This window comes from Synechococcus sp. CB0101, from assembly GCF_000179235.2.
Taxonomy (GTDB): Bacteria; Cyanobacteriota; Cyanobacteriia; order PCC-6307; family Cyanobiaceae; genus Vulcanococcus.
This window is the reverse complement of record NZ_CP039373.1, coordinates 525,425-548,153: the sequence shown is the minus strand read 5'-3', so window position 1 is coordinate 548,153 and position 22,729 is coordinate 525,425. Positions and strand designations below refer to the sequence as shown.

27 protein-coding genes and 1 tRNA gene are annotated in these 22,729 nt (G+C 61.8%); 10 read left to right on the top strand and 18 right to left on the bottom strand.

Annotation, left to right across the window (positions count from 1 at the left end; translation table 11 throughout):
- Positions 1 to 6: 6 nt before the first annotated feature.
- Positions 7 to 288, top strand: a complete 282-nt coding sequence (locus CB0101_RS03010; protein ID WP_136643947.1) for a PAP/fibrillin family protein — start codon at positions 7 to 9, stop codon at positions 286 to 288.
- A 449-nt stretch (positions 289 to 737) separates the two neighbouring features.
- Here CB0101_RS03010 and CB0101_RS03005 read toward each other — a convergent pair whose 3' ends face one another.
- The 9 genes from CB0101_RS03005 to CB0101_RS02965 form a co-directional block, all read right to left on the bottom strand.
- A complete protein-coding gene (locus CB0101_RS03005; protein WP_010308363.1) occupies positions 738 to 2,126 on the bottom strand; it encodes a sodium:alanine symporter family protein in 1,389 nt (462 codons plus the stop codon).
- 344 nt (positions 2,127 to 2,470) lie between these two features.
- Complete coding sequence (locus CB0101_RS15595) at positions 2,471 to 2,629, bottom strand: hypothetical protein (protein ID WP_246833814.1); 159 nt, start codon at positions 2,627 to 2,629, stop codon at positions 2,471 to 2,473.
- A gap of 198 nt (positions 2,630 to 2,827) precedes the next feature.
- Positions 2,828 to 2,901: transfer RNA gene (locus tag CB0101_RS02995), tRNA-Met, on the bottom strand.
- Positions 2,902 to 2,955: 54 nt separating this feature from the next.
- Entirely contained in the window at positions 2,956 to 3,999 is a 1,044-nt protein-coding gene (locus CB0101_RS02990; RefSeq protein WP_010308369.1) for a peptidoglycan DD-metalloendopeptidase family protein, read from the bottom strand.
- A 161-nt stretch (positions 4,000 to 4,160) separates the two neighbouring features.
- Positions 4,161 to 4,643, bottom strand: coding sequence for a tRNA (cytidine(34)-2'-O)-methyltransferase (locus CB0101_RS02985; RefSeq protein WP_010308371.1), 483 nt, complete (start codon positions 4,641 to 4,643; stop codon positions 4,161 to 4,163).
- A complete protein-coding gene (locus CB0101_RS02980; RefSeq protein WP_010308372.1) occupies positions 4,643 to 5,230 on the bottom strand; it encodes a bifunctional adenosylcobinamide kinase/adenosylcobinamide-phosphate guanylyltransferase in 588 nt (195 codons plus the stop codon). Before CB0101_RS02980 ends, CB0101_RS02985 begins: the two co-directional genes overlap by 1 nt.
- A complete protein-coding gene (pxcA, locus tag CB0101_RS02975; RefSeq protein ID WP_010308373.1) occupies positions 5,220 to 6,359 on the bottom strand; it encodes a proton extrusion protein PcxA in 1,140 nt (379 codons plus the stop codon). The genes CB0101_RS02980 and pxcA overlap by 11 nt, the downstream gene beginning before the upstream one ends.
- 7 nt (positions 6,360 to 6,366) lie before the next feature.
- Complete coding sequence (gene psb32 / locus CB0101_RS02970) at positions 6,367 to 7,074, bottom strand: photosystem II repair protein Psb32 (RefSeq protein ID WP_246833813.1); 708 nt, start codon at positions 7,072 to 7,074, stop codon at positions 6,367 to 6,369.
- Between the two features lie 9 nt (positions 7,075 to 7,083).
- Positions 7,084 to 7,518 (bottom strand): hypothetical protein, encoded by a 435-nt coding sequence (locus tag CB0101_RS02965; protein ID WP_010308378.1) that lies wholly within the window; start codon positions 7,516 to 7,518, stop codon positions 7,084 to 7,086.
- 114 nt (positions 7,519 to 7,632) lie between these two features.
- Between CB0101_RS02965 and CB0101_RS02960 the strand changes: the two genes are divergently transcribed.
- On the top strand, positions 7,633 to 8,295 hold the full coding sequence (locus tag CB0101_RS02960; RefSeq protein WP_010308384.1) for a cofactor assembly of complex C subunit B: 663 nt from the start codon (positions 7,633 to 7,635) through the stop codon (positions 8,293 to 8,295).
- Here CB0101_RS02960 and lptC read toward each other — a convergent pair.
- The 4 genes from lptC to CB0101_RS02940 all read right to left on the bottom strand — a co-directional run bounded on the left by lptC (position 8,228) and on the right by CB0101_RS02940 (position 11,657).
- The gene (gene lptC, locus CB0101_RS02955) at positions 8,228 to 9,397 is read right to left on the bottom strand and encodes an LPS export ABC transporter periplasmic protein LptC (RefSeq protein WP_029552946.1); all 1,170 of its coding nucleotides are present in this window, start codon (positions 9,395 to 9,397) and stop codon (positions 8,228 to 8,230) included. The genes CB0101_RS02960 and lptC overlap by 68 nt on opposite strands.
- 10 nt (positions 9,398 to 9,407) lie before the next feature.
- Positions 9,408 to 10,976 (bottom strand): methionine--tRNA ligase, encoded by a 1,569-nt coding sequence (gene metG / locus CB0101_RS02950; RefSeq protein WP_010308392.1) that lies wholly within the window; start codon positions 10,974 to 10,976, stop codon positions 9,408 to 9,410.
- Between the two features lie 67 nt (positions 10,977 to 11,043).
- Positions 11,044 to 11,430, bottom strand: a complete 387-nt coding sequence (locus tag CB0101_RS02945) for a type II toxin-antitoxin system VapC family toxin (protein ID WP_010308395.1) — start codon at positions 11,428 to 11,430, stop codon at positions 11,044 to 11,046.
- Positions 11,427 to 11,657 carry an AbrB/MazE/SpoVT family DNA-binding domain-containing protein gene (locus tag CB0101_RS02940; protein ID WP_010308400.1) on the bottom strand — a complete coding sequence of 77 codons (231 nt, stop codon included), beginning with the start codon at positions 11,655 to 11,657 and terminating at the stop codon, positions 11,427 to 11,429. The genes CB0101_RS02945 and CB0101_RS02940 overlap by 4 nt, the downstream gene beginning before the upstream one ends.
- Positions 11,658 to 11,751: 94 nt before the next feature.
- Here CB0101_RS02940 and CB0101_RS02935 point away from each other — a divergent pair, with 94 nt between their 5' ends.
- The 3 genes from CB0101_RS02935 (at position 11,752) to CB0101_RS02925 (ending at position 16,635) form a co-directional block, all read left to right on the top strand.
- Positions 11,752 to 13,554 carry an FAD-dependent oxidoreductase gene (locus CB0101_RS02935; protein WP_010308403.1) on the top strand — a complete coding sequence of 601 codons (1,803 nt, stop codon included), beginning with the start codon at positions 11,752 to 11,754 and terminating at the stop codon, positions 13,552 to 13,554.
- A gap of 54 nt (positions 13,555 to 13,608) precedes the next feature.
- The gene (locus CB0101_RS02930) at positions 13,609 to 15,201 is read left to right on the top strand and encodes a permease (protein WP_029552949.1); all 1,593 of its coding nucleotides are present in this window, start codon (positions 13,609 to 13,611) and stop codon (positions 15,199 to 15,201) included.
- A 75-nt stretch (positions 15,202 to 15,276) separates the two neighbouring features.
- On the top strand, positions 15,277 to 16,635 hold the full coding sequence (locus CB0101_RS02925) for a cation:proton antiporter (RefSeq protein WP_029552950.1): 1,359 nt from the start codon (positions 15,277 to 15,279) through the stop codon (positions 16,633 to 16,635).
- A gap of 291 nt (positions 16,636 to 16,926) precedes the next feature.
- Here CB0101_RS02925 and CB0101_RS02920 read toward each other — a convergent pair whose 3' ends face one another.
- Together CB0101_RS02920 and CB0101_RS02915 are read right to left on the bottom strand one after the other, a co-directional pair.
- Positions 16,927 to 17,214 (bottom strand): hypothetical protein, encoded by a 288-nt coding sequence (locus tag CB0101_RS02920; RefSeq protein WP_136643946.1) that lies wholly within the window; start codon positions 17,212 to 17,214, stop codon positions 16,927 to 16,929.
- 82 nt (positions 17,215 to 17,296) lie between these two features.
- On the bottom strand, positions 17,297 to 18,082 hold the full coding sequence (locus CB0101_RS02915; RefSeq protein ID WP_010308415.1) for an SDR family oxidoreductase: 786 nt from the start codon (positions 18,080 to 18,082) through the stop codon (positions 17,297 to 17,299).
- 92 nt (positions 18,083 to 18,174) lie between these two features.
- Between CB0101_RS02915 and CB0101_RS02910 the strand changes: the two genes are divergently transcribed.
- From CB0101_RS02910 to CB0101_RS02895, 5 genes are all read left to right on the top strand, one after another.
- Positions 18,175 to 18,939, top strand: a complete 765-nt coding sequence (locus tag CB0101_RS02910) for a bifunctional 2-polyprenyl-6-hydroxyphenol methylase/3-demethylubiquinol 3-O-methyltransferase UbiG (protein WP_083798597.1) — start codon at positions 18,175 to 18,177, stop codon at positions 18,937 to 18,939.
- A 156-nt stretch (positions 18,940 to 19,095) separates the two neighbouring features.
- Positions 19,096 to 19,257 (top strand): type II toxin-antitoxin system VapC family toxin, encoded by a 162-nt coding sequence (locus tag CB0101_RS02905; RefSeq protein ID WP_136643945.1) that lies wholly within the window; start codon positions 19,096 to 19,098, stop codon positions 19,255 to 19,257.
- 59 nt (positions 19,258 to 19,316) lie between these two features.
- Positions 19,317 to 19,667 carry a UPF0175 family protein gene (locus CB0101_RS02900; RefSeq protein ID WP_010308424.1) on the top strand — a complete coding sequence of 117 codons (351 nt, stop codon included), beginning with the start codon at positions 19,317 to 19,319 and terminating at the stop codon, positions 19,665 to 19,667.
- A gap of 206 nt (positions 19,668 to 19,873) precedes the next feature.
- A complete protein-coding gene (locus CB0101_RS15740) occupies positions 19,874 to 20,005 on the top strand; it encodes a hypothetical protein (protein ID WP_256360106.1) in 132 nt (43 codons plus the stop codon).
- Complete coding sequence (locus CB0101_RS02895; protein WP_010308430.1) at positions 20,002 to 20,157, top strand: DUF3368 domain-containing protein; 156 nt, start codon at positions 20,002 to 20,004, stop codon at positions 20,155 to 20,157. The genes CB0101_RS15740 and CB0101_RS02895 overlap by 4 nt, the downstream gene beginning before the upstream one ends.
- On the opposite strand, the gene CB0101_RS02890 is transcribed toward CB0101_RS02895, so the two are convergent.
- The 3 genes from CB0101_RS02890 to rpmG all read right to left on the bottom strand — a co-directional run bounded on the left by CB0101_RS02890 (position 20,146) and on the right by rpmG (position 22,674).
- Positions 20,146 to 22,104: a ribonuclease catalytic domain-containing protein gene (locus tag CB0101_RS02890; protein WP_010308432.1), complete on the bottom strand. Its 1,959-nt coding sequence runs from the start codon at positions 22,102 to 22,104 to the stop codon at positions 20,146 to 20,148. The genes CB0101_RS02895 and CB0101_RS02890 overlap by 12 nt on opposite strands.
- Before the next feature lie 85 nt (positions 22,105 to 22,189).
- Positions 22,190 to 22,411 carry a 30S ribosomal protein S18 gene (rpsR, locus tag CB0101_RS02885; RefSeq protein WP_010308434.1) on the bottom strand — a complete coding sequence of 74 codons (222 nt, stop codon included), beginning with the start codon at positions 22,409 to 22,411 and terminating at the stop codon, positions 22,190 to 22,192.
- Between the two features lie 68 nt (positions 22,412 to 22,479).
- On the bottom strand, positions 22,480 to 22,674 hold the full coding sequence (gene rpmG, locus CB0101_RS02880) for a 50S ribosomal protein L33 (protein WP_010308437.1): 195 nt from the start codon (positions 22,672 to 22,674) through the stop codon (positions 22,480 to 22,482).
- Between the last annotated feature and the right edge of the window lie 55 nt (positions 22,675 to 22,729).

Here is a 22,729-nt window from a genome sequence, read left to right as displayed (position 1 = left end):
ACGTCTTTGGCAGGCATTGCGGTGGAAGCCGCGATCAGCGTCACACCCACGGCAGAGGCCACCCCTCATCAGCGCGTTGAAGTGCGCTTTCAGCGTGGTGGTTGGTTAGGGCCGTCCTTGGCCCAACGGCGGCTGCAATGGCTCCGCAGTGTGAGCCAATCGTTCCCGGCCTGGCTCGACATCACAGTGCTTGATGCGGACCTGCGGATCTGCAGGGGGAACGCTGGCACGCTGTTCGCGCTACTGCGCCGCACTGATCTCATGCTGGATGAGTTGCTGTTGGCCTGAGACGCCAGACGTTAAAAACACCCCGAGCAGCGCCCGGGGGTCATGAAGCAATCAACATTCCAATGGCTTTCGTTGGTCTGGATCGAAGCTGCTGGCGTTGGCGCCTGGGGCCGAACGTTCCAGGTGTGGGCTGTTTTGATCTCCTGGGGCACCTGTGGCGGTGCAAACGGAGTGTCGATCAGTCAGGCGCACAGGTTGAGGACCTTCCTCTTGCCCGGCTGAACGACCTGCCCACGGTTGGGTGAAGACTGTTGGAGCAGGGGCCTGCAGTCAGCGTGCTTCTGGCTGGTAGCGCGGTGGCGTGTCGTCCATCCGGGCGCCTCCTTGGTTGATGCATCCAGATTCGCCCCGCCCATGGCGGCAGGCAATCGGGATTTACACGCATTGCCTCTGTGCTCGATCAGGAGCATGGTGGTTGATTGGCCGTGAGCAAACCCCACGCGTAGGTATTAAGGCTCGGTTGGCCAGCTCACGGGATCGAGGCGTAGATGGGAATGGTCGCCAGCGCTGAAACGGGGTTCTTCTCCAGCAAGCCGTTGCTGTTCATAGTCGTTCAACACACGCAGCCCTAGCGGCATCAGGAGCACCAGGGCCACGAGGTTCACCAGTGCCAGCAAACCCATGGTGAGATCGGCGAAACCAAACACGGTGGCGAGATCTTGGTTGGCTCCCCAGATGATCAGCACAAGGGTGGTGAACCGTAGTGCATTGAAGAGTTTCTGGTTGGAATCGCTGAAGTAGTTCAGCGCATTCTCTCCAAGATAATAGTTGTAGATGATGGATGTAAAAGCAAACAGCACGAGTGCCACGGTGATAAAGGCCTGCCCCCACCAGCCCAGGCTGTAACCCATTGATTGTTGGGTGAGTGTGACACCCATCGTGTTGCTTCCGGGTTGGTAGAGCGGGGTGACCAGGATCAAGAACGCCGTGCAGCTGCAGAGCACGATCGTGTCGATGAACACACTGAAGGCCTGAATGATTCCCTGCTCCACGGGGTGTTTCACATAGGCCACGGCTGCCACGTTGGGGGCACTGCCCAGGCCTGCTTCGTTGGAGAACAGGCCCCGCTTCACACCAAACACCACGGCCGCTCCAAGGCCACCTCCGATCGCCGGCTTCAAGCCGAAGGCACTGCTCATGATGTCGGCCAACACCCGCGGGAGCTCCGCGGCATGCATGGCCAACACCACCACGGCCAAGAGGAAGTAGCCGATGGCCATGAAGGGCACCACAACCTCAGCCACCTCGGCGATGCGTTTCACACCCCCGAAAATGATCACGCCCAGGATCACCATCAGCACAGCCCCGCTGATGGCTTCTGGGATCCCAAAGGTGTCGGCCACGGCGGTGGCCACTGTGAAGGATTGGAGTGCATTGAAACCAAGGCCGAAGGTGGCCAGCAGCAGGATGGAAAACAGCACTCCCATCCAGCGCAAGCCAATGCCGTGCTCGATGTAATACGCCGGCCCGCCGCGGTAGCTGCCGTCAACCTCAGCGGTTTTAAACACCTGGGCAATCGTGCATTCAAAGAAACTCGTGGCCATGCCGATCAGGCCTGTGACCCACATCCAAAACACAGCGCCAGGCCCCCCAAGGCTGATGGCCACTGCAACGCCTGCGATGTTTCCGGCACCGACCCTGCCTGCCACGCTGAGCACGAGGGCTTGAAACGAGCTCAGGTGATTGCCCTCTTGGTGAAAGGCGCTGCCGAGGAGGCCAAACATGGCTCCGAAATACCGAAGCTGCACCCAGCGGGTTCGGGCACTCAGCACCAGCCCGATGGCTAAGAGCGCCACGATCAGCACCCGCCCCCAAAGCAGCTCGTTCAGAACCTGCACGGCCCTCCGCACACACAATGCCTTCACCCTGGCGCCGCTTGGCTGGGGTGTCAGTGCCTGAGGCCACTGCTTGGCAGAGATTCGTAGCGTTGGGCGACCAGCAAAGCGCGTGCCAAGCGCAGCGCAAGCGAGAGAAGTGCCGCTGCGACTGTGACTCCCGCTGGCATGAACGCATCGCTTCCACCTTCAGCCTGTGAACAGCAGGCATGGATGGCGTGACACGGCGCCCATGTGAGGCGTTGTTGCATCCACCCATCAGCCCACTTCCGGTGCCCATCCCCGTTGACGCACCATGTCATCGGTCCAGCCCTGGCAGCGGCGGATCAGGTGCTCGCCCTGGGCGATCAGGCCATGGTGCAGCTGCAGGTGAGCACCGGGATGCACTCGGCTCCGGCGTGGTGGCGGAACCAATGGCAGGTCATGCAGACCTTGCGGCTGCGGCTGGGGCGCAGCACGGTTTGATCGAGATAAGGCCAGGCTTCGCAATCACTGCTTTCAGCCACTGCGCTGGACCGGTTTCGAGCCGCAACCATCAAACCACTCTCTGAGTACACCAGCACTAGCAGGACTCGGCTTGATCCGGGCGGTGGAAACAGCCGGAGATCTCTGTCTCTGGGCTTTCGTTCTCAGGCGGGATCCGTCGCAGCGCTCACCCACGCCCCAGACAGCAAAAAGCCCCACCGAAGCAGGGCAAAAGGCTATGGCTCGGGGGAGACTTGAACTCCCGACCTTGGGGTTATGAATCCCACGCTCTAACCAGCTGAGCTACCGAGCCGCGGTGACTGAATTGTAGAGGATCAAGGGGCTGGAACCCTGTAGCGCCAGGGCTTCAGGCCCGGGCCGGCAGGAATTGCAGGGGGTTCACTGCGCCACGGCCGGCGGGCAGGATCTCGAAGTGCAGGTGAGGGCCGGTGCTGCGGCCGGTGCTGCCCATCTGGGAGATCACGGTGCCTTGGCTCACCACTTGGCCGACACGCACCAGGATGCGGCTGTTGTGGGCGTAGCGGCTGCGGGATCCATCGGCGTGGCGCAGTTCCACCAGGTAGCCGTAGCCACCGTCATCCCAGCCAGCCACCACAACCTCCCCTGAGCGGGCCGCCACGATCGGCGTTCCCACGTTGTTGGCAACATCGATGCCTTTATGCATCCGGCCCCAACGCCATCCGTAGCCGGAGGTGAAGATGCCCTTGGTCGGCCAGATCCAGGCCGTGTCACCGAATTCAGCGGCCGGGTTGCCGCCAAAGCCGAAATCAGGCTGATCGGGCCAGCTCAGGCCACCAGAGGCCGTGGGCTTGAGACCAAGGATCATGCGGCTTCGGCCTGGCGTGGAATGAGCCACGCGGATCGGCGTGCCAGCCACGAGTCGGGCGGCCTGAAGACCAGGATTCAGACGCAACACCTCACTGATGCTGAGGTTGTAGCGGTTGGCGATTTTGGCGAGGCTGTCGCCGAGTTTCACCCTTGCTGGTTCCTGGGGTTCGGGGGGGGCGGCGAGAGGAGGGGTGCGGCGCAGCTCACTGGTGTCAATCGCTGCGAGCTGCTTGGCCTGCTTGCTGCTTTGGCTGGGAAGGACGAGCCAATCGCCACGGCCGAAGGAATGGTCTTCGTCGACGTCGTTGAGCTTGGCGAGCTTGCTCTCGTCTTGAGTGAGTTTCTCGGCCAGCTCTTCAATGCTGATGGGGCTGCGCACCTTCACCCAAAGGCGATCGGTGGTGGGCAGTGCGGCGAGGAGATGCTCAGCGGAGGGTGGTGCTGAGAGGGGGGCGGAATATTGAGGACGCGAATCTGCGATCGAGGGGCCGACAATGGTTCCGACGGCGCCGATCGCGCTCGTACTCGCCAGTGTGGTGAATAAGAATTGATAAGGCTTCATGCAGTTTTGGCCAGAGGTCAAAGCTCAACGGAGAAGCCAACATCCGTGAACCGCGCCGAGAGTAGCGGCTTGAACACACCTGCACAAGTCGTCGTGGTCACTCTTTTGGTTGACCAAACGAAAAAAAACCTGTGCTAGCAGGCGATCTGCCTGATTGGGTCTCAAGAGTCGCTCGCGCACTGCAGCTGCCGTAGCGCTTCGAACAGCACCACGCCGGCGGCGGTCGCCAAGTTGAGGCTGCGCACGCCACCGCCGTGATCCACCGACCCCGGCATCGGAATCGCTAGGCAGGCATCCGCGTCTGCCACCACCTCCAAGGGCAGGCCACTGGTCTCGCGGCCAAACAAGAGCCAGTCGTCGGGTTGATAGGTCAACTCGGTGTAAGGCTGGCTGCCGTGGCGGCTCAAGGCGAGCAGACGGCCGCCGCGGCGCTGCTGCTCCAGCCGAAAAGCAGCCCAATCCGCATGGCGGTGCAGGTTCACCCAGGGCCAGTAGTCCAAGCCTGCGCGCTTCAAGGTTCGATCGCTGATCTCAAATCCAAGCGGTTCGATCAAATGCAGTTCCGTGCAGGTGGCCGCACAGGTGCGCGCCACGTTGCCAGTGTTGGGCGGAATCTCCGGTTGAAACAGCACCAGACGGGGCATCAGACGCTCGGTGGCACGGGGTGGCCCAGGGTCATCAGATTGAGGGCTCGCCCCCCCACCACCAACCAAGCGGTGTGGCAGTGCTGCATCAGGGTTTGCTGCAGAGCGCCCAGTCGATCACGGAACAGCCCGCCGATGGCGGTGGATGGCACCACACCCCAGCCGGTTTCTTCCACCACCAACAACACGGGCCCGGGTTGCTGCTCCAGCGCCTCGAGCAACTGTTCACAACGGCTCTGCCACTGGGCCGCTGTGTCGTCGAGATGCCAAGCGAGCCAGGTGCCGAGGGAGTCGATCAACAGAAGCGGCGGCGTCTCGGCATCTGCTGCCGAGGCGTCGCGCGACAGCAGATGCTCCGCCAAGGCCCCACCCACCTCTGTGCAGCGCCACTGGCTGGGCCGGCGAAGTTGATGGGCTTCCACCCGCTGCGACCAATTGGGATCACTGCCTGCCGCGGGCCCTGTCGCCAGGTAATGCACCGCGGCCGGCCAGCCTGTTGCCAGATGTTCAGCCCAGCCGCTTTTGCCCCCACGGCTGGGCCCACTGATCAGGATCAAGCCACGCTCAGGCAGCGGCTCAACCACCATCCATACCCCGCAGGGTCGCCACCGCAGAGGGAGACACGCGGTTGAGGTAACGGAAGATCCAGTACTTGAAAATCGTGGCCAGCACCACCGGGAAGGTGGCGATGAACAAGAGGATGAAATTTTCCTCAGCCGGTAGCCCCAGGTGGTTGGCGATGCCGTCGAGCAACACAGTCCAGCCTTCGGGGCTGTGGAAGCCCACGAAGATGTCGGTGAAGAGGATGATCGCGAAGGCCTTGGCGCTATCGCTCAGGCCATAGACGGCTTCATCGAGGAAACCCCGCAGCACCTGCAGATCGCGGCGACCAAGCACACAAACCAGGGTGAAGCCAACGAGGGCGGCGAGGTCGGCCAGCACGTTTTTGGTGGCTTCCAGGCTTTCCTGGTCGGCGTCGTCCTTGAGCTGGTTGGCGCGGGCCATCAGCGCCGATTGGATCTCTTGCGGCGTTGGTGGTGTTTTGCCCTCCAGCAGTGCCTCAAACTCCAATTCCTGCTGGTAGATCCGCAGCTTGTTCACCGCCTTTTCTTGCAGGTGCGGTTTCGTGTAGTTGAGGAAGGGGATCTCCGGGGCGAAGCGATCGAGCAGCGGTGAGATCACCAGGGTGCGGCTGGTTTGTTGCACGATCAGCGGCACCAGGATCATCAGCAAAAAGATCCGCAGCGACACGAGCGTGGAACTACGCCGCCGCCGAAAGCCCTCGAGCAGGGCTGTTTCGGCTTCAGGATCGAGCTGGCGGCGCACGCCATCGAACACGCCCAGCAGGCTGCGGGGCAGCAGCTCCGGCGAGCGCGACAGGCTGGGCGAGCCGCTGCGGCGCTGATAGCGCGAGGTCACAGCTTGGATGAGCTGCAGTTGGCGCAGCTCCTGGCTGTCGAGCTCGCCGCGATGGTTCACCAGAGCGGGGAGCGTGTCTTGGCAGACCTCCAGCGCGGCCCGGAAGCGGCGCAGCATCTGCGCCTGGGCTTGCTTGGGAATGCTCAGCTGGAGCTCCGGCCGCACGGGGCGGTCGTTGTAGTACTCCAGCTCAAGGCTCTGAATCAGCAGAGCGGCCTCGTAGGCGCGCTCCAGATTCAGGCTCAGGTCGCTGTTGCTGGCGCGATCAAACGCGCCCATCCAGTCGGTCAACCCCATGGCTGGTTCAGCGGGAGAAGACCCACCAGGTGATCATCGGCACCAGTGTGCCGACCACCAGCAACACGACAACCCACAGGAAGGCATTGCTCGATTGCGTTTCCTCGCGGGTGGGGATGTTGGTTTCAATCGGCATCCGCTCCGCCAGCTGCGGAGGGCCCGGATCCTCACCACCGTTGAGCACCACGCCCAGACGATCAAGGGCATCGAGGCTGGCCTGCCGGTAGCGCGCCCCTTCCCGGAGCGGCAGTCCCATGGTGCTGATGGCTGTGCTGGACAGCAGATCGCTGGGCAGCTGCCCTTCCAGATCCGCAGAGGCCACCACAGCCGCGCTGTTGTTCTGCGACTCGATCAGCAACAGCAGCAGCGAGCGGTTCGGTTCATCAGCTCCCCAGGTCTGCAGCAACTGCTCACCCAAGGCATCGAGGCTGAGGCCGTAGTCGAGGCGGCGCAACGTCACCAGGCGTGCGTCGATCCGATCTCCGCCGAACTCCTGCAGGCGACGATCCAGCTCGGAATCAGCGGAACGGCTGAGCAGATCGGCCTGATCGAGCACGTGACTGGCTGGTGGCTGGGCCGGAAAGTCGGCCAGGCCGGTGGCCCAAGCGGAGCTAGGCCAAGCCAGAGCGGCAAACAGCAACGCAGCACTCAACAGTGCTGCCGACAGACGCGCGCGAATCAGGGGCCCCACGGATGCAGTCGGATGGATCGACACAGTCTGCCGTCAGCTCGCCAGGCTGTCGCGGTTCAGTACCGCCACCACCTCCACAATCTGGGCGGCTCGGGCTGGATCGAGGGCCAAGGCCTGGCTCAGGCTCGCCAGAAAGCTGTGCTCCTCGCTGGATTCCACGTGATCAGCTTGGGTGAGCGCCGCCGCCACGGCCAGTGCTGTTTCAGCGGCCGGGCCTTCTAACAAAGGCGCTGCCTGGCGCACCAGTTCCGGCCAGCCGTCCTCACGCAAGAGCTGCAGGAGGCGATCGAGCAAATCGCCCATCGCCGCGTCGCTCCAGTCGCGGTAGGGATGGCGAAATTCAAGTTGTTGCCGCAGGCTGCGGGCCTCGAGACTGGCGAGCTCGCCATCACAGGCCACGGCGGCTAAGGCCACGGCAGCAAAGGCCTCAGGGGCGGTGCTGATCGTGGAGTGGGTGGGCTGAGCCATGGCCAAAGGTGCAGAACAGGCGCCTTCTGCATTGCAGCGCGATCTCTGCGCACTGCCAGCGGCGCTGTCATCAGCTGTGAGAAGGTCGGGGCGTTGGTTGCCAGCGTTGCTGCGATGGGCCTCGCCGCTCGCCTCTGCCTCAGTGCCGGTGTGGCCGGCCTCGGCTTATGTGTGGCCAATCAGCTCACGGCTCCTGCCCTCACACCAGCTCTGGAGCGGGCCGGGGTGCTCGCCAGTTTTCTGGCGGTGGGCTTGATGTTGGTGTCGATTCTCTGGACCCGCGCCGTTCCCGTGGCACCGGAGCGGGTGGATCTGCAGGGGGAACAGGGCCTGCGCCTGGCCGATGACCTGCCAGAGCCGTTGCGCCAGGAGCTGGGCTGGGGCAGCCAGATGTTGCTCACCGCCACCCCAGGCTCCACGGTGCTGCTCTATTGGCAGGGGCGCACCTTGCTGCAACGGGGCGTGCTCGGCCCCGGCGGTTTCAAACCAGGTGTGATCACCGAGCGGGCTTGGAGCACAGGCAAGGCGATTGGTCTGGTGAACCTCAAGCTCTACCCCGGCCGCGATGAATTCCAGGCGCTGCCGGAGGGCATCCCTGCCCTGATCGTGCAACCGATCGGAGACGCGGGGGTTCTGCTGCTGGCGGGTTGGTCGCCGCGGTGCTTCAGCCGCAGCGATGAGGCCTGGGTGGAGGGCTGGAGCCTCAAGCTCAGAACTGCACTGCAGGAGTGGAGCGACTCTTCTGCTTCCCGCTCTTCTGCTGAGGCGGCAGGGTGAACTGGGAGTTCACCTTCGCCCCAGGTGAGCTGAACACAGCGGTGCCGTCTTTGCCGATTGTTCCCCGCAACTGAGCCGAGCGGGTGACCTGTTGGTAGGCGGCACGGCGCAGCTCCACATCTCCCTCGGCCTGGAACCGGCCGCTGGGCCAATTCCACTGACAACGCCGGGCGGTGAGCTGCTCACCCGGCTGCTGCAGGTTGCAGCCCTCAGGGATGAACACGGTGCTGCTGGCGAGGTTCACCTTGAAGCGCTCGCCTTGGCCCTGGAGTTTGTTGAAGGCCCCCTGGAAGGGCTGATCGCTGCTGAGCAGCTGATCGTTGATCAACCACCGGGTTTGCTGGGCATTGAGCCAGCCCTTGCGCTTGGGATCGCGCACGTGCACCGGTGCCATCAGATCCACATAGCCCTCGCGCAAATTGCCTTTGAGGGATGTCGCGGTGAGGTTTAGCTGGCCATCCTTGTCGCGGCGTAAACCCTGCACCTGTTGCGGCGCCTTGAGATCGCCCTGCTCCGGCCGCCAATCCACCAGGGCCGTTTGGACGCGCAACGGTGCGGGTTTGTTGGTGCTGGCGGCCTTGGAGGCTTTGCCGTCCCATTGCTCGAGCACCGGCTGACCGCGCAGCTCGATCAGATCGCGATCGAGGTAGTAGGTGGCCAGTTGCGCCGAGATGCGCGAGTGGCGATCCAGGGCCACCGGCTGGCGGTCGATGAGCATCAGTTCGCGTGAGGGGATCCAGCGGGCCTGTTGACCGGTGATGCGCACCGGGTTGTCACCCAACAGGGCGATCAACACATCCCCCTCCAGCTGAATCGCCTGGCCGTCGCCCAGCACCGTGCCGCTGCGGGCGCTCACGGTGATATTGGGTTTGCCGCGCTTGTAAATCACACCGCGCGGTTGCCGCGTCTGGGCCACCTGGCGTGTGATGTCGTAGCGGGCTTCGGGGCTGCGCAATTCCCAGGCGGGCCGGCCTTTGGAATCCTGCTGCTCAAGATCGAGCGCCTTGAACACAAAAGGTTCGGCCGGCGGTGGCGCTTTCGGCTTGCTGCTGACGCAGCCGCCGATCAGCAACGCGATGCCTACCCCAGCGAGACGTTTCACAGGGTTGGTCTCACAACGGGGTGTCGAGTTCGAGCCTGGCCATCACAGGCGAGGGCTCCGGCAAGGCTGCGCCGCTCTGCAGGCCGCCCCACTCCAGCTGCTGCAGCCAGCCGCTCTCGCCAGCTGCGCTGGCGCTGGAATCGGGCACGCTCTGGCCGAGCTGCACGAGCATGCGCTCACTGAGATCCGGCAACAGGGGCGCCATCAGCAGGGCGGTGATGCGAGCAGCCTCGAGCACGGCATAGAGATCGTCGGCCACCTGCTCGCGGGTGCCTTCCTGCTTCATCCGGCTCCAGGGGGCCTGCTCGTTGAGGAAGCCATTGGCCGCGATTGCCAGCTGCAGGGCAGCTTCAGCGGCACTGCGGAAGTCCAGTTGCTCCAGGGCCGTGAGCACAGTGGTTCGAGCGGTGGCCGCCGCCTGGGCCAGGGGATGGTCGCTGTTCGCAGCGCCGGTTGCCGGTGGCACACACTCCTCAAACCAACGACGCGCCATCGAGCTGGTGCGGTTGAGCAGGTTGCCGATCGTGTTGGCGAGGTCGTTGTTCACCAGATCGCTGAAGCGCTGCTGCTGGAAGTCGCCGTCGTCGCCGAAGGGGATATCGCGCAGCAAATACCAACGCACCGCATCGCGGCCGCAACGCTCGAGCAACTCCGCCGGATCGAGCACGTTGCCCAAAGACTTGCCCATCTTTTGCCCCTCGCGGGTGAGGAAGCCATGGCCAAACACCTTGGCGGGCAGCTCCAGACCCGCCGACAGCAACATCGCCGGCCAATACACGGCGTGGAACCGCAAGATGTCTTTGCCGATCACATGCACCGAAGCCGGCCAGCCGCGGCTGATGGCGGTGTCGAGGTCGGGAGCATCACCCTCCTCGAGTAGGGCCGTGATGTAGCCGAGCAGGGCATCGAACCACACATAGAAGGTGTGGCCCTCGTGCCCGGGAACCGGAATCCCCCAGGGCAGGTTCACCCGCGAGATCGAGAAATCGCGCAAGCCTTGCTTCACGAAGTTCTCCACTTCGTTGCGGCGGCTGGCGGGTTGGATGAAGCCCGGCTGGGCAATCAAGGCTTCAATCTGCTCTTGGTAGCGGGAGAGCCGGAAGAACAGATTCAGCTCATCGCGCCACTCCAGCGGCCGGCGATGGGTGGGGCATTCGGGGTCTTGGGCCTCGTGGGGGTCGTCTTTGAACTCCTCACAAGCCACGCAATACCAGCCCTGCTGGCGGCCCTCCACGATGTCGCCGTTGGCCTCCACACGGGCAAAAAACTGCTCCACGATCCGCTGATGGCGTGGATCGGTGGTGCGGATCAGGCGGTTGTGGCTGATCTGCCAGCGATCCCAGAGCTCGCGGTACTGGGCGCTCACCCCATCGCAGTGGGCCTGGGGGCTGAGGCCGGCCGCCTCCGCGGTGCGCTGGATCTTCTGGCCGTGCTCGTCGCAGCCGGTGATGAACACCACCCGCTCCCCCTTCAGCCGCTGAAACCGCGCCAAGGCATCACAGGCGAGCGTCGTGTAGGCGCTGCCCAAATGCGGCTTGTCGTTGACGTAGTAGAGGGGGGTGGTGAGGGTGTAAGTCATCGGGCGGATCCTACGGAGCTGGGCCCGGCTTGCATCAGGGAATCCGCTGAGCGATCGGCTGTTGGCCTCAGCGCTTGGAGATCAGCTCCACATCGGAGAGGCCCTGAAAATCCGCATCCATCGTGTAGAGGCGGGCCTGGTGGCAGCGCGCTGTCGCGAGAATGATGCTGCCTGCCAAGGGCAGGCGCAGCGCGTGACTGAGTTGCGCGGCCGCGATGGCCAGCTGCGTGTCGAGATCCACCACCAAACCTCGCTGCATCACCGCCACGGCCTGGATGGCCTGGGCCTCGCTGTGCTCCCGCAGAATCCACTTGAACACTTCGAGGATGGTGATCGCCGGGATCACCAGCGCCTCTTCTGCCTGAAGCACGGCGAGGAAGCGCTCGGCCTGCGGGCCATCGGTGAACAGTTCAATCCAGCCAGAGGAATCCACCACAGAGCGCTCCAGCGTCACAGGCGATCACCCTCCCGCTCAAAGGTGTTGTCACCCCCGAGGAAACCGCGCAGTGCTGCCGCGGGCTGGCTCGGAACCAACTCAATGCGGCCTGGCAAGGCGATCACCTGGAGCTGCTGGCCAGGGGAGAGGCCAAATTGCTCGCGAACCCGCTTGGGGATCACAACCTGATACTTCGGGGAAACAGTGGCTAGATCCATCCCCTCATCGTAAAACGAACTGCTCATCGATGGCAGTTGTGACCACCAAGGAATCGAAGCTTGGTCGCTTGTCCAGCACAGGACCTGCTGTCAGGCTGATTTGGCTGCGCACATCCCTCTCATGACCCCATCGATCGACGCGGTGGACGTGTTGGTGTGGGGAGGGGGCACCGGCGGCGTCGCCGCCGCGATTCAGGCGGCCCGTGGTGGCGTGAGCACCCTGCTGCTCACCCCTGGCAGCTGGCTCGGCGGGATGGTGAGCGCCGCAGGCGTGTGTTGCCCCGATGGCAACGAGCTCACCCCCTGGCAAACGGGTTTGTGGGGCGCCTTTTTGCGGGAGTTGGAGCGGCGTGAGCCAGAGGGGCTCGATCACAATTGGGTGAGCTGTTTCGGCTACCGGCCCACCACCGCGGAGCAGATCCTGCAGGACTGGGTGGCAGCTGAAGCCAAGCTGCTCTGGTGGCCCGGCTGCCGGCTGCTGGAGGTGGAACGCAAAGGATCACTCATCACCTCAGTGCAGGTGGAGGTTGGCGGTGAGCACCGGCGTGTGCGCTGCAAGGTGGCGATCGATGGCAGCGATCGTGGCGACCTACTGCCAATGGCGGAGGCCCCATTTCGCCTCGGTTGGGAACCCCAGGAGCAATGGGGCGAACCGAGTGCCCCAAGCGCCGAGCGGATCGGTTCAGACCCCTTTTTCAAGGAGCATCCGGTTCAATCACCCACCTGGGTGGTGATGGGGCAGTTGCGAAGCGATCGGCTCGAGCCTGATCCGAAGCTGGGCATCAACCCCAACGGCAAGCCCTGCTTACCGGAGCCGTTTCAACAGGCTTGTGAGGCCTTTGGGCTCGAGCGCACGATCACGTATGGCCGCTTGCCAGGTGGCCTGGTGATGCTGAATTGGCCACTCCATGGCAATGACTGGCATTGGGGGTTGGAGCGAGCCTTCAGCAACGATCCAACGCAGGAAGCAGAACTGTTCCACGACATGCAGGCCCACAGCCTTCGTTTTGCCGACGCCTTAGAGGAGGCAACGGGTGGATGGCTGCAACGCGGGGATGCATGTCCCGCTGAATCCGGCAGCCCATCACCCTGTCTGGCGGCCATGCCCTACTGGCGCGAAGGCCGGCGGATGATCGGCCGAGCCACGGTGATCGAACAGGAGCTGTTGCCGCTCGCTGAGGGTCCCTCGTTGGCTCCACTGCCCTTGGATCGGAACGGTGCTCTGCAATCGATCGCCGTGGGCAACTACGCCAACGACCATCACTACCCAGGTGCCGACTGGCCATTGACTCCCAAAAGTTGTCGCTGGGGTGGGCGCTGGACCGGTACCCCGTTCTGCATTCCCTTTGGCGCCCTGCTCAGCGAAGCGGTTGACAACCTGTTGGCCGCCGATAAAGGCTTCAGCACGAGCCACATGGCCAACGGTGCGACGCGGCTGCAACCGCTGATCCTGAATGTGGGGCAGGCAGCGGGGGCGGCTGCAGCGCTGGCGGTGCAGCTGAACGCCAACCCTCCCGCGCTGCAGGCATGCCAAGTTCAGGAGTTGCTGATTGGGGATCCGTTGGCGCCATCAGCCGTGCTGCCTCTCTGGGACACGCCCTGGCATCACCATCAGTGGCGTGAGCGTCAGCTCTCCGCACTTGCCGATCCCACCGGCTTGATCGACCAGGTTCAGGGTGCCGCTGACGCCGAATGCGATGGCATTCCACCCGAACGGCTGGCTTCGCACTGGCAAGGGCGCCTGGTGCCTGATGGCTCAGGGGGATACACCCTCCACCAGGCCCAAGGGGTCTCTTGGCCGCTGATCACGTTGGAACCGTCGATCCATCGCTGGCTGATGCAACAGGAGAAACCGATCGACACCCATCTCGTTGGGGTTGTGAATCGGTGGGGGCCTTGGCTGCGCGTGATTGGTGTGGCTTGAGGGCTAGTTCAATCCGGGATGATGCTCAGAACATCTGAGCTTCGGCCCGATTGAATGCCTCTTGCATTGACTCGTCTACTGGGTCCCTGGAAGCCCGGCGATCTGGATGGCTTCCTGGCTTTGGGTTTGAACAACCTGATTCAGATCCTGCTCATCATCAGCCTTTGCCGCGGAGTTCTCGGTTATCCCGATGCACTGCTGTTCGGGCAGATCCTTCCAGCTGCTGGCGTCAGCCTGTTGGTTGGCAATCTGGCCTACAGCTACTTAGCTCGGCGACTCGCTGCCCGTGAACAGCGCAGTGACTGCACAGCCCTGCCCTATGGGATCAACACGGTCAGTCTCTTCGCCTACATCTTTCTGGTGATGCTGCCAGTGAAGCTGGCGGCTTTGAACGGTGGCATGAGCGAGGCAGCCGCTGTCACACGCTCCTGGCATGCCGGGATGGTGGCTTGCATGGGTTCTGGCCTGATCGAAACGGCCGGTGCTTTTTGTGCCGATCGTCTGAGACGCTGGTTGCCCCGTGCTGCACTCCTCTCCACGCTCGCCGGAATTGCCCTGGGCTACATCGCTCTGGGTTTCCTCTTGCGCACGTATGCCAATCCGCTGGTCGGGCTGGCCAGTCTGGCTGTCATTTTGCTCGGCTACTACGCCAGGGTGAAGTGGCCATTGCCCACGGGGTTGATGGCCTTGCTGATCGGCATGGTGCTCGCCTGGAGTAGTGGACTGATTGATCCCTCTGCCAGTGCTTGGCAGCAAAGCCTCAGCACAGTCACCTGGCACACACCAACGCTCCAACTCACGACGCTGTGGCAGGCACGCGCCGACTTATTTCCCTGGCTTGGTGTGATCGTGCCAATGGGTCTCTTTAATGTGATCGGGTCTCTTCAGAATCTTGATAGCGCTGATGCCGCAGGAGACCACTACGGCACCCGCTCATGCCTTCTGATTGATGGCATCGGCACGTTGGCAGCCGCGGCCTTGGGATCCTGCTTTCCGACAACGATCTACATCGGTCATTCAGGCTTCAAAGACCTCGGGGCCCGTTCGGGTTATTCGTGGCTCAATGGTGTGGTGATGGGAGCAGCCTGCTTCCTTGGACTGTTCGGCCTGATCTCACTGCTGGTTCCCATCGATGCCGGTATGGCGATCGTGCTCTACATCGGAATAGCGATGACGTCACAAGCGTTTCAGGCCACACCCTCCAGGCATGCGCCGGCCGTGGTGTTGGGGATCCTGCCTGGCCTGGCGGGATGGGGAGCACAATTACTGAAAGCTGGCCTGCGAACAGGCGGGTTGGGGAGCGAGGCCAGACCTTTTAACGATGCGATGATCACCCAGTTGGCATCTGGTGATGTCTGGGCGGCGGGTGCCTTTGCACTTGAGCAAGGACAGATCATCACATCGATGCTGTTAGCCGCCCTGTTGGTCTTTGCCATTGAAAAGCGGTTTCTCGCTGCGGCGGTCTGTAGCGGCTCAGCAGCTGTTCTGGCCTGGTTCGGGGTGCTGCATGCCTGGAGATTCTCCACAGGAGATACTGTTTTAAATCTGGGCTGGGGGACTGGCCAGCCATGGGCGATTGCCTATGGCGTCATCACTGTGTTGATTCTGATTGCCCGGATACTTCCGCAAGATTCTCAAAACATTTGATCAACCCAGGACTGGGGGGAGGTCGTCTGCTTCATCTAAGCCGGCGGTGCAGCGACAAAGGCAAAGGTTGAGATGATGACGTCACGGTTTGCTCAGATTTCAGTGCTTGGCTCTCTACTGATCACCTTCAACATCCCCAGCCCTCATCTGGAAGGCACGCTGTTACCACGCGGTTTCTTCCTTGGCGTTGGCTTGATCTACCTGGCTGCCCTTGCCGTAGACCGACTGGCGGCGAGCTGGCGTTTGCCAGGGGCTGCCGCCGTGTTGCTCCTGGGCCTTCTCATTCCCACGGCATGGTTGAACCAGTCCCAGCTCCTCGATTCCGTTCACGAGGAATCCCTGCACCGGGTCAGCCTGGCGCTCCTGATGTTCTACGCCGGCCTCAGGACCGATTTCAGGCGGATTCGCGGCATGGCCATGGCTGGCCTGCGGCTTGGTTGTGCAGGCGTGGTGATCACGGTTGCGATCACGGCATTCGCACTGTTTCTATTGGCGCCTTGGCTTTTCAATCCCTTGCCTCCGGCCGCCGCATTGCTAGCTGTCTGCTGCCTGGGAGCAACGGACAGTGGGGCCATCGAAGATCTGCAGGTAGCCGTTGACCATCCGATCCGTGGGCGCTTGACGCATCTCTTGCAGTTTGAGGCGGCGGTGAGTTCGCTGGTCACATTGCTGGGGTTTGGGATGTTGGCTGGTCTTCTACAGGCCAACATTCATAGTGATCATCAAGCACTGCATGGACTATTGGCGATGCGGCTGGTCGACCAGCTCGCGGCTGTTGGTCTTCACCTGCTGGCAGGCGTCATTGCCGGCCTGATCGTGGGTGGCGTGGCACCGCGCTTGATTGATGCCCTGGTGCGATCTGAAGCGATGTTGTTGTTGGTCACAGTGGCGCTTGCGTTCGTGGCCTACGGGTTCGGCCAGATCCTTGGTGGTGGAGGTCTGCTGGCCGTTTTTGTGGCGGGCGTGTTGCTGTCGAATGGCCGTTACCGGATCGGTCGCTTTGAGCAGCAGGCCCTGTGCCGGGTTATGCATCCGCTCAACACGGCCGCAGAAATCACGGTCTTGCTGCTGCTTGGTTTGCTGGTAAAGCCCGTGGCATTGCTGTCGGTACTGGCGATAGGTCTGGCGCTGGCGGTCGTGGTTCCCGTGGCTCGCCTGCTGATGGTCATTGTGCTGTTGCCTGCAAAACGGTTTCCATGGCACGATCGCCTCGTGGTTGCCGGATTTGGATTGCGGGGGGCAGTGCCCTTGGCGTTGGCGGTGTCGATGACCGAAGAGCTACCGCATCTCAGTGGCGTTGCAGCACCGTTGGCCGAACCTTTGGGAGAGCAACTTTTGGCTTTGCTCTTTATTATTATACTAACGGATTTATTGCTCCAGCCGCTGCTGATTCGACATACAAAACTCTTCAACTCAAAAAACGTCAAAACCTGAATATCGATAAACCGGGCCTCTTTGATGGCCGACCCCAAGTTCAGGAAATGTTGTCAGCAGCGAAGTGAGCCATTTCTGGGATGAATTCATTATACTCAGAGCTGGTCAGATTATTGGAGTCTTAGGCAAGATCCTCAATGCCGATGGTGGTGACATCGGAGCTGATCTATTAGTTCAGATTGATCATCTGCACGGCTCCGTTGGGATTGGATGCCGAGAATGAGGAATAGAGTATGTTGGGATTGCCGTCCACAGCGATAATGAGTCCGTATTGATCATTCAAATTGAGGCTTAGATCAGTGAACGTGGCCGTACCAGCAGTACATTTACAGCAGAATTGGGAAGCCTGCGCAGCCGACCCACAGGATTATCACAGTGATCGGCAGCAATGGAATCCACCATCAGCAACAGGCAGCGCTGACTCTGGGAACTCACCAGACTTAAGACCTCCTCGGCGCTGATGCAGGTTCCCAGCACGTGTTGTTCGCCCATGCTCAGTGTGCCCCGTGCCATCAGGTGAGCTTCTAACCAGGAGCCGGAAGCACCCACCAGCGGCCACTGCTGGAGAAGCCGATTCACCGTTTGCATCCGGTGTCGAAAACCCGAATCGGTTGGAAGGAACCGTGCACTCCTGTCCGTCACGTGTCGGTTGCTCCTTGGTTCACGGCGCTGTGTAGGGAAAGTCGGCTCCCTCAGCCAGCCAGAAGGGCTGATGCGCTCGGTCGTAGATGAACCAAGGCTCAGAACGGTTGAACGTCTCTGTTGTGGTCTGGGTGAGCACCCAGTGGCAGAACCGAGCCGCCACAGTCGCTGGAATCAGATTGGCGCGATTGCCACGGAAGAACGAAGCGAGGGGGAAGTCCGCAGGATACGGTTCACGCAGGCTGGCTTGCATGCCGGTATCCACCTCACCGGGAATCAATTCAGCCACCTCGAGTTCTGGTCTTAGATCATGCCGTAGACTTTCTGTGACTGCATGCAAAGCGTGCTTGCTCATGCAGTAAGCGCCAAGACCTGGAAACGTGGCCTGGGCTGATCGACTCGACAGGTTGAGTATCCTGCCGCCTGATGGCATGTGGGGTGCGATCGCAGCGGCCAGCTGTGCCGGCGCCACGGCCATCAGGCACAGGGCTCGCAGCAGATCGGATGCGGACTGGTGGATCAGAGCTCCTAACGGCTCAACAGCTCCAGCCCCATTCACCAGCGCTGCCACCGGCCGGCCATCGAGGACATCCTTCAGCCTCTCGATAGCTTTGCCCAGCCCTGTTTCGTCACTAAGGTCGACGCCCAGTGGGGTGAGATTCTCGGCAGGGTTGCAAGCTTGTCGCGACAGAGTGACCACCTCGTATCCAGAGCTCAACAACAGAGTCACGAGCTCGCGACCGATGCCACGGCTGGCGCCGCTCACTACCACCAGCCCTTCCGGTACCTGATTAAGCTGATTCAAAGACAACAACGCGGGCCATGTCTTTCATTCTATCATGAAGATGATGTCTTGTCATTGTCAATCTTCAATGAGAACATCCTTGTCAATGATGGATGTCCCCACGCGATGCACGGTCTGATTGGAACGCTTTTGCAGCGGAAGCGATTCCCACAAAAACAGATTTTGGGCCTCTTGAGATCGTCTTGACTGATATCAAGACGACGTTCGGGGAGAAGCGGCCAGCCCTGATTCTCGACGCTGGCTGTGGAGTTGGAGTTATCAGCAGATACCTTTATTCGAAGGGGTTTTCCGTTGTCGGGGTCGATATCAATGAGTCAGCAATCAACAACGCTCGGAAATCCATAGTAGGATTGATCGAGCTCTCCGATGATCGCTCCGCCAGATCTCTCGACTTTCTCTGCGCAGATATTCTCAATGCGGCTCCCCCGGCGATACAAGCTGACGCATTCAGCGGAGCCATCTGTCAACTCGTCATCTCAATCATCGGAACAGAGCAAGATCGAGTCGCCCTGCTCGCAAACTTATTCAAGGCACTTCGCCCCGGCGGTTGTCTCTATCTTTCCGCCTCGGGTGTATCCGATGACATCAACCCTATGTATGCAGAGCTCTACAAATCAGACCTGCAAATCACCAAAGAGCCGTATACCTACCTATCACGCGACGATCAAGGCAAGGCTCTCTATGCCACGCACCATTTCTCAGAGGAGGAGCTGAAATGTCTCATGCAATCTGCTGGTTTTCGCGGCATACGCATTGACAAGAAGAGGGAAACAAGCAGCCGAAGAAACAGCCAATCTGCATATTTTTATTATTGCTACTGCCATAAACCAACAACCAAGCCTGCATCCAGGCCGTGAGTATTGTTGACACCAATGTGTTGAACCTTGCGAGCTTCGCAATGTGCTCAGCGATTATCTGCGCCGTGATCTCCTGCAGAAATCCGTCGCTGTTGCGCTGATGCAGGAAGCCGAAGACATCTTCTCCGCCCATGAGCATCGGTCAGCTCGGAGCACGTGTTGCAGCTCGTGAGCACCAGCCGCTGCAGTGCCTACGACTGTGAGTTCGTCGCCGTAGCCGAGCAATTGGCTGTTCCTCTGGTCACGGAGGATCGCACCATCCTGGCGTCGTTTGCGCTTCTGGCTCAGTCGTTGCACCACGCCACCAGCTTCAGCTGATCGCGCAGGTGATCCAACTGCCAGACCCGTGCCATGCTGGAACAGTCTGTGGGAATGCCATGCAGGCCTTTTCGGTGCGGCAACTCAAAAGCAACCCATCAACGGTGCTTCGCGCTGCAGAGGCGGATGCCATGGCCCTGGTGACGAGCCATCAGGAGCCCACGGCACTGGTGGTGGCACTGGATCGTCTTGGCTTGCCAGATACAGCAGCCGTCCGCTCAGGTCTTGCCCTGTCGCTGTTTCAGGCCGGATCGTTGTCTGTTGGATCAGCGGCGCGCATCGCTGGCTTACCCCTCACGCGTTTTCTTGAGATCCTTGCTTCGCTCCGGATCCCTGTGACGGATGCCACGGCTGCTGAATTGGATGATGACCTCGATCAGGCCAGACGCTGGCTCGCTCAAGAGGCTTGATCCATCCAGAGCATGCGGATTCTCCTTGCAGATGCTGGTCCATTGATCGCTCTGTCCAGGATCGAAAGTCTGCACCTTCTGCACGATCTGTTCACGACGGTCTGGATCACTGAGGTGATCGCCGCTGAGCTCGGTCTCAACGTTGCGTCCAGTGCCCGATCGTCATTCCTGGGTCTGTCTGTGTTGCAGGAGGCCTGCCAACAGAGGTGGCTCCAGGTGGTCAAGCCAGTGCCATTGCTCTAGCCCTCCAGCAGCGCGACGCAGGCCTCGAAGATCTGCTGTTGATCGACGACCGCTGCTGCCGAGGGGAAGCCCCCGCCGACAGGCACTGGCCATGATCGGAACAGCCGCTGTTCTGGTATTGGCCAAGGAGCGTCGCCTGCTCTCCACCTGTAAACCCCTACTGGTGGCCATGCGCGAGCAGGGATACTTCCTCAGCGACAGCCTGATCGCCTGTGTTCTTGAGCAGTGCGGCGAATCAACTGGCTAACGCCACCAGCTTCAACTGATCGCGCAGCGAATCCACCTGCTGCACCCGCAGCAGCAGCGCTTCGCCTGGCTGGGCGTTCTGGGGGCATTCGGCGGCCAGGTCTATGGCCAGGTCGTCGATGCGCACCAGGCCGAGCCGGTCCTGGGGCCGGAGCCAGCGCAGGAAATCGGCGCGCCATTGGCTGGTCTTATGGGCTTCAAACCACACCTGCTGCCAGTGGCGCTGGTCTTCGCGGGAGATGCCGATGCCTTCGCGCACGGCGCCATCGAAGCTGTTGAGTAACTCCTGCAGGTCGTCTTCACTCAGGGGTGATGCCCCGCTGAGCTGCGCCTGAATCTGGCGCTGCACCACCAGATCGCCGTAACGCCGGATCGGCGAGGTGGCCTGGGCATAGGCCGGCAGCCCGAGGCTGAAGTGGGGCGAAGCCTGGGTTCCCATCAACCCGCGGCTGAGGCAGCGCTTGATCGCGGCAAAGCGCACGGCGCCATCGGGAAGTGCGTCGAGCTCTGCTTTGGGTGGTAAGTCGGCTGGGAGTTGGCTGCGGAAGGGCAGCGCCAAGCCGTGCTCAACGCCAAAACGTGCCGCGACCGCACCAGCCAGGATCATCGCCTCAGCCACCATCGCGCGAGAGGGGCTGGGCTCGCTGATCTCGAGGGTCGGCTCGCCATCATGGCTGCGGATGCGCCCTTCCGGCAGGTCCATCAGCAGGGCGCCCTGGCGCACGCGCCACTGACGGCGGCGGTCCAGCAACTGATCCAGCTCAGCGAGATCCCGCTCTTCTGGCGGCGCCAGGTCGATCAAATCATCGGCATCGCTGTAGCTGAGCCGATAGGTGGGCTTCACCCAGCTGCGCTGAATGCCGTAGGCGGCAATGTCTCCCTCGTGATCAAGGTCAACCCAGGTGCTCCAGGCGGCGCTGCGCATCCCCGCCCGCAGGCTGAAGGGCCCCGTGGTGAGACAGAGCGGGAACATCGGCAGATTGCCGCTGGCCAAGTAGAGGCTGCTGCCGCGCCGGCGTGCCTCCAGATCGAGCGGTGAATCCACGGCCACCAGGCGGCCTGGATCAGCCACATGAATCCAGAGGCGCAGGCTGCCGTCGGCCCGGCGTTCCAAAGCCAGGCCGTCGTCGATGTCGCGGGTGTCGTCGTCGTCGATCGTCACGCAGCGCTGGGCTGTGAGATCGAGGCGTTCGCCATCACCGGGGAGGTCTTCGGTGTGCAGCGTCAGCAGGCGCTGGGCTTCGTCCTCCAACTCGGCGCTGAAGCCCAGGCTCCAGGTGGTGCCACCCATCGACACCAGGTGGTGACGGTCCCAAAGACCGAGATCCACCAACAGATGCCGCAGATCACCACGGTCGTGGCCGAGATGCAGGGCCGTGAGGCTTTGGCGCAGCTCAGGCTCGAGCTGATCCAGCTCCAGCGCACCGGCCGCCAGTTGTTTCAGCGATTCGAGCCGTTGTTGTTGCTCCAGCGGCAACACAGCCAGATCCACGGGCTGCCTGGCACGAAGCAACTGCTGCCATTCCTGTTGGCGCTGCTCCTGCAATTGCTTCAGCCGCCGCTCGCGCCGCATCGGCTTGAGCTCGGCGGCGCTTCGGGCCTCGATCTGCCCTTGCTTGAAGCGGAACCACGCCTGCGGACCCACCAGCTCCAGCCAACAGGCGGCTAACTGAGCTGCTGAGGTTCCACCGCAGACCAGATCCGCGAAATCACCGATCCCAAGCGTCTCGCCCGACTCGAGTAGTAAGAGCCAGGCTGCGCCCCAGCTGCGCCTCGTGAGACCGGCTTGCTCGAGTTGGTCGGGCGTGAGTGCCCAAGGCAAAGCCCCCAACCGCTGCGGTGCATCAACACCGGAGGGCAGGGGGCAGATCAACTCCAGCTGGCGCTGGGGCAAAACGGATGGCTTGGCGTCAAAGCCGATGCGCAGGCGCACTTTGCTGCCTTGCACGGCTTCAACCACCGCAAGCTGTGCTCCGCGGGACTCCTGTACTCCGACTAGATCGCCGGGATGGAAGGCCGCGGATGCCAGAGAATCAGCCCTCGGGATTCACGAAGGGCAGCAGAGCCACGATGCGAGCGCGCTTCACCGCATTGGTGAGATCACGCTGCTGCTTGGCGGTGAGGCCGGTGAGACGGCGGGGCAGGATCTTGCCGCGCTCGGTGATGAACTTCTTGAGCAGATCGACATCCTTGTAGTCGATCGGGTCACCGGGCTTAATCGGCGACAGACGCTTCTTGAAGAAGGAGCTAGCCATGGGGGAACGGAGGAGGAGAAAAGCAGAAGGCGCTGACTACACAGCAGGCGTGGGCTTCACAGCCGAGATCACTTGATCTCTTTGTGGACCGTCGACGAGTTGCAGTGCGGGCAGAACTTCTTCAGTTCGATCCGTTCAGTGGTGTTGCGGCGGTTCTTCTGGGTGGTGTAACGGGACACACCAGGAGACCGCTTGGCGGGGTTGGACCGGCATTCGGTGCACTCGAGAGTGATCACGATCCGGACGCCCTTGTTCTTAGCCATAAAGGACGTTGCCTCGCTTTGGCGATGCGTGTTGGACAGTGATCAACCTTACCTT

What these genes read in the sequence shown, in the direction of transcription:
- rpsR (WP_010308434.1), bottom strand. Translation starts at nt 22,411, where the DNA reads ATGGCTAGCTCCTTCTTCAAGAAGCGTCTGTCGCCGATTAAGCCCGGT.
- CB0101_RS02965 (WP_010308378.1), bottom strand. Translation starts at nt 7,518, where the DNA reads ATGGCTCAGCCCACCCACTCCACGATCAGCACCGCCCCTGAGGCCTTT.
- CB0101_RS02990 (WP_010308369.1), bottom strand. Translation starts at nt 3,999, where the DNA reads ATGAAGCCTTATCAATTCTTATTCACCACACTGGCGAGTACGAGCGCG.
- CB0101_RS02895 (WP_010308430.1), top strand. Translation starts at nt 20,002, where the DNA reads ATGATCGGAACAGCCGCTGTTCTGGTATTGGCCAAGGAGCGTCGCCTG.
- CB0101_RS02980 (WP_010308372.1), bottom strand. Translation starts at nt 5,230, where the DNA reads ATGGTGGTTGAGCCGCTGCCTGAGCGTGGCTTGATCCTGATCAGTGGG.
- CB0101_RS02960 (WP_010308384.1), top strand. Translation starts at nt 7,633, where the DNA reads ATGGGCCTCGCCGCTCGCCTCTGCCTCAGTGCCGGTGTGGCCGGCCTC.
- CB0101_RS02900 (WP_010308424.1), top strand. Translation starts at nt 19,317, where the DNA reads ATGCAGGCCTTTTCGGTGCGGCAACTCAAAAGCAACCCATCAACGGTG.
- metG (WP_010308392.1), bottom strand. Translation starts at nt 10,976, where the DNA reads ATGACTTACACCCTCACCACCCCCCTCTACTACGTCAACGACAAGCCG.
- rpmG (WP_010308437.1), bottom strand. Translation starts at nt 22,674, where the DNA reads ATGGCTAAGAACAAGGGCGTCCGGATCGTGATCACTCTCGAGTGCACC.
- pxcA (WP_010308373.1), bottom strand. Translation starts at nt 6,359, where the DNA reads ATGGGGTTGACCGACTGGATGGGCGCGTTTGATCGCGCCAGCAACAGC.
- CB0101_RS02935 (WP_010308403.1), top strand. Translation starts at nt 11,752, where the DNA reads ATGACCCCATCGATCGACGCGGTGGACGTGTTGGTGTGGGGAGGGGGC.
- CB0101_RS02925 (WP_029552950.1), top strand. Translation starts at nt 15,277, where the DNA reads ATGACGTCACGGTTTGCTCAGATTTCAGTGCTTGGCTCTCTACTGATC.
- CB0101_RS02910 (WP_083798597.1), top strand. Translation starts at nt 18,175, where the DNA reads ATGTCCCCACGCGATGCACGGTCTGATTGGAACGCTTTTGCAGCGGAA.
- CB0101_RS02985 (WP_010308371.1), bottom strand. Translation starts at nt 4,643, where the DNA reads ATGCCCCGTCTGGTGCTGTTTCAACCGGAGATTCCGCCCAACACTGGC.
- CB0101_RS02930 (WP_029552949.1), top strand. Translation starts at nt 13,609, where the DNA reads ATGCCTCTTGCATTGACTCGTCTACTGGGTCCCTGGAAGCCCGGCGAT.
- CB0101_RS02940 (WP_010308400.1), bottom strand. Translation starts at nt 11,657, where the DNA reads ATGAGCAGTTCGTTTTACGATGAGGGGATGGATCTAGCCACTGTTTCC.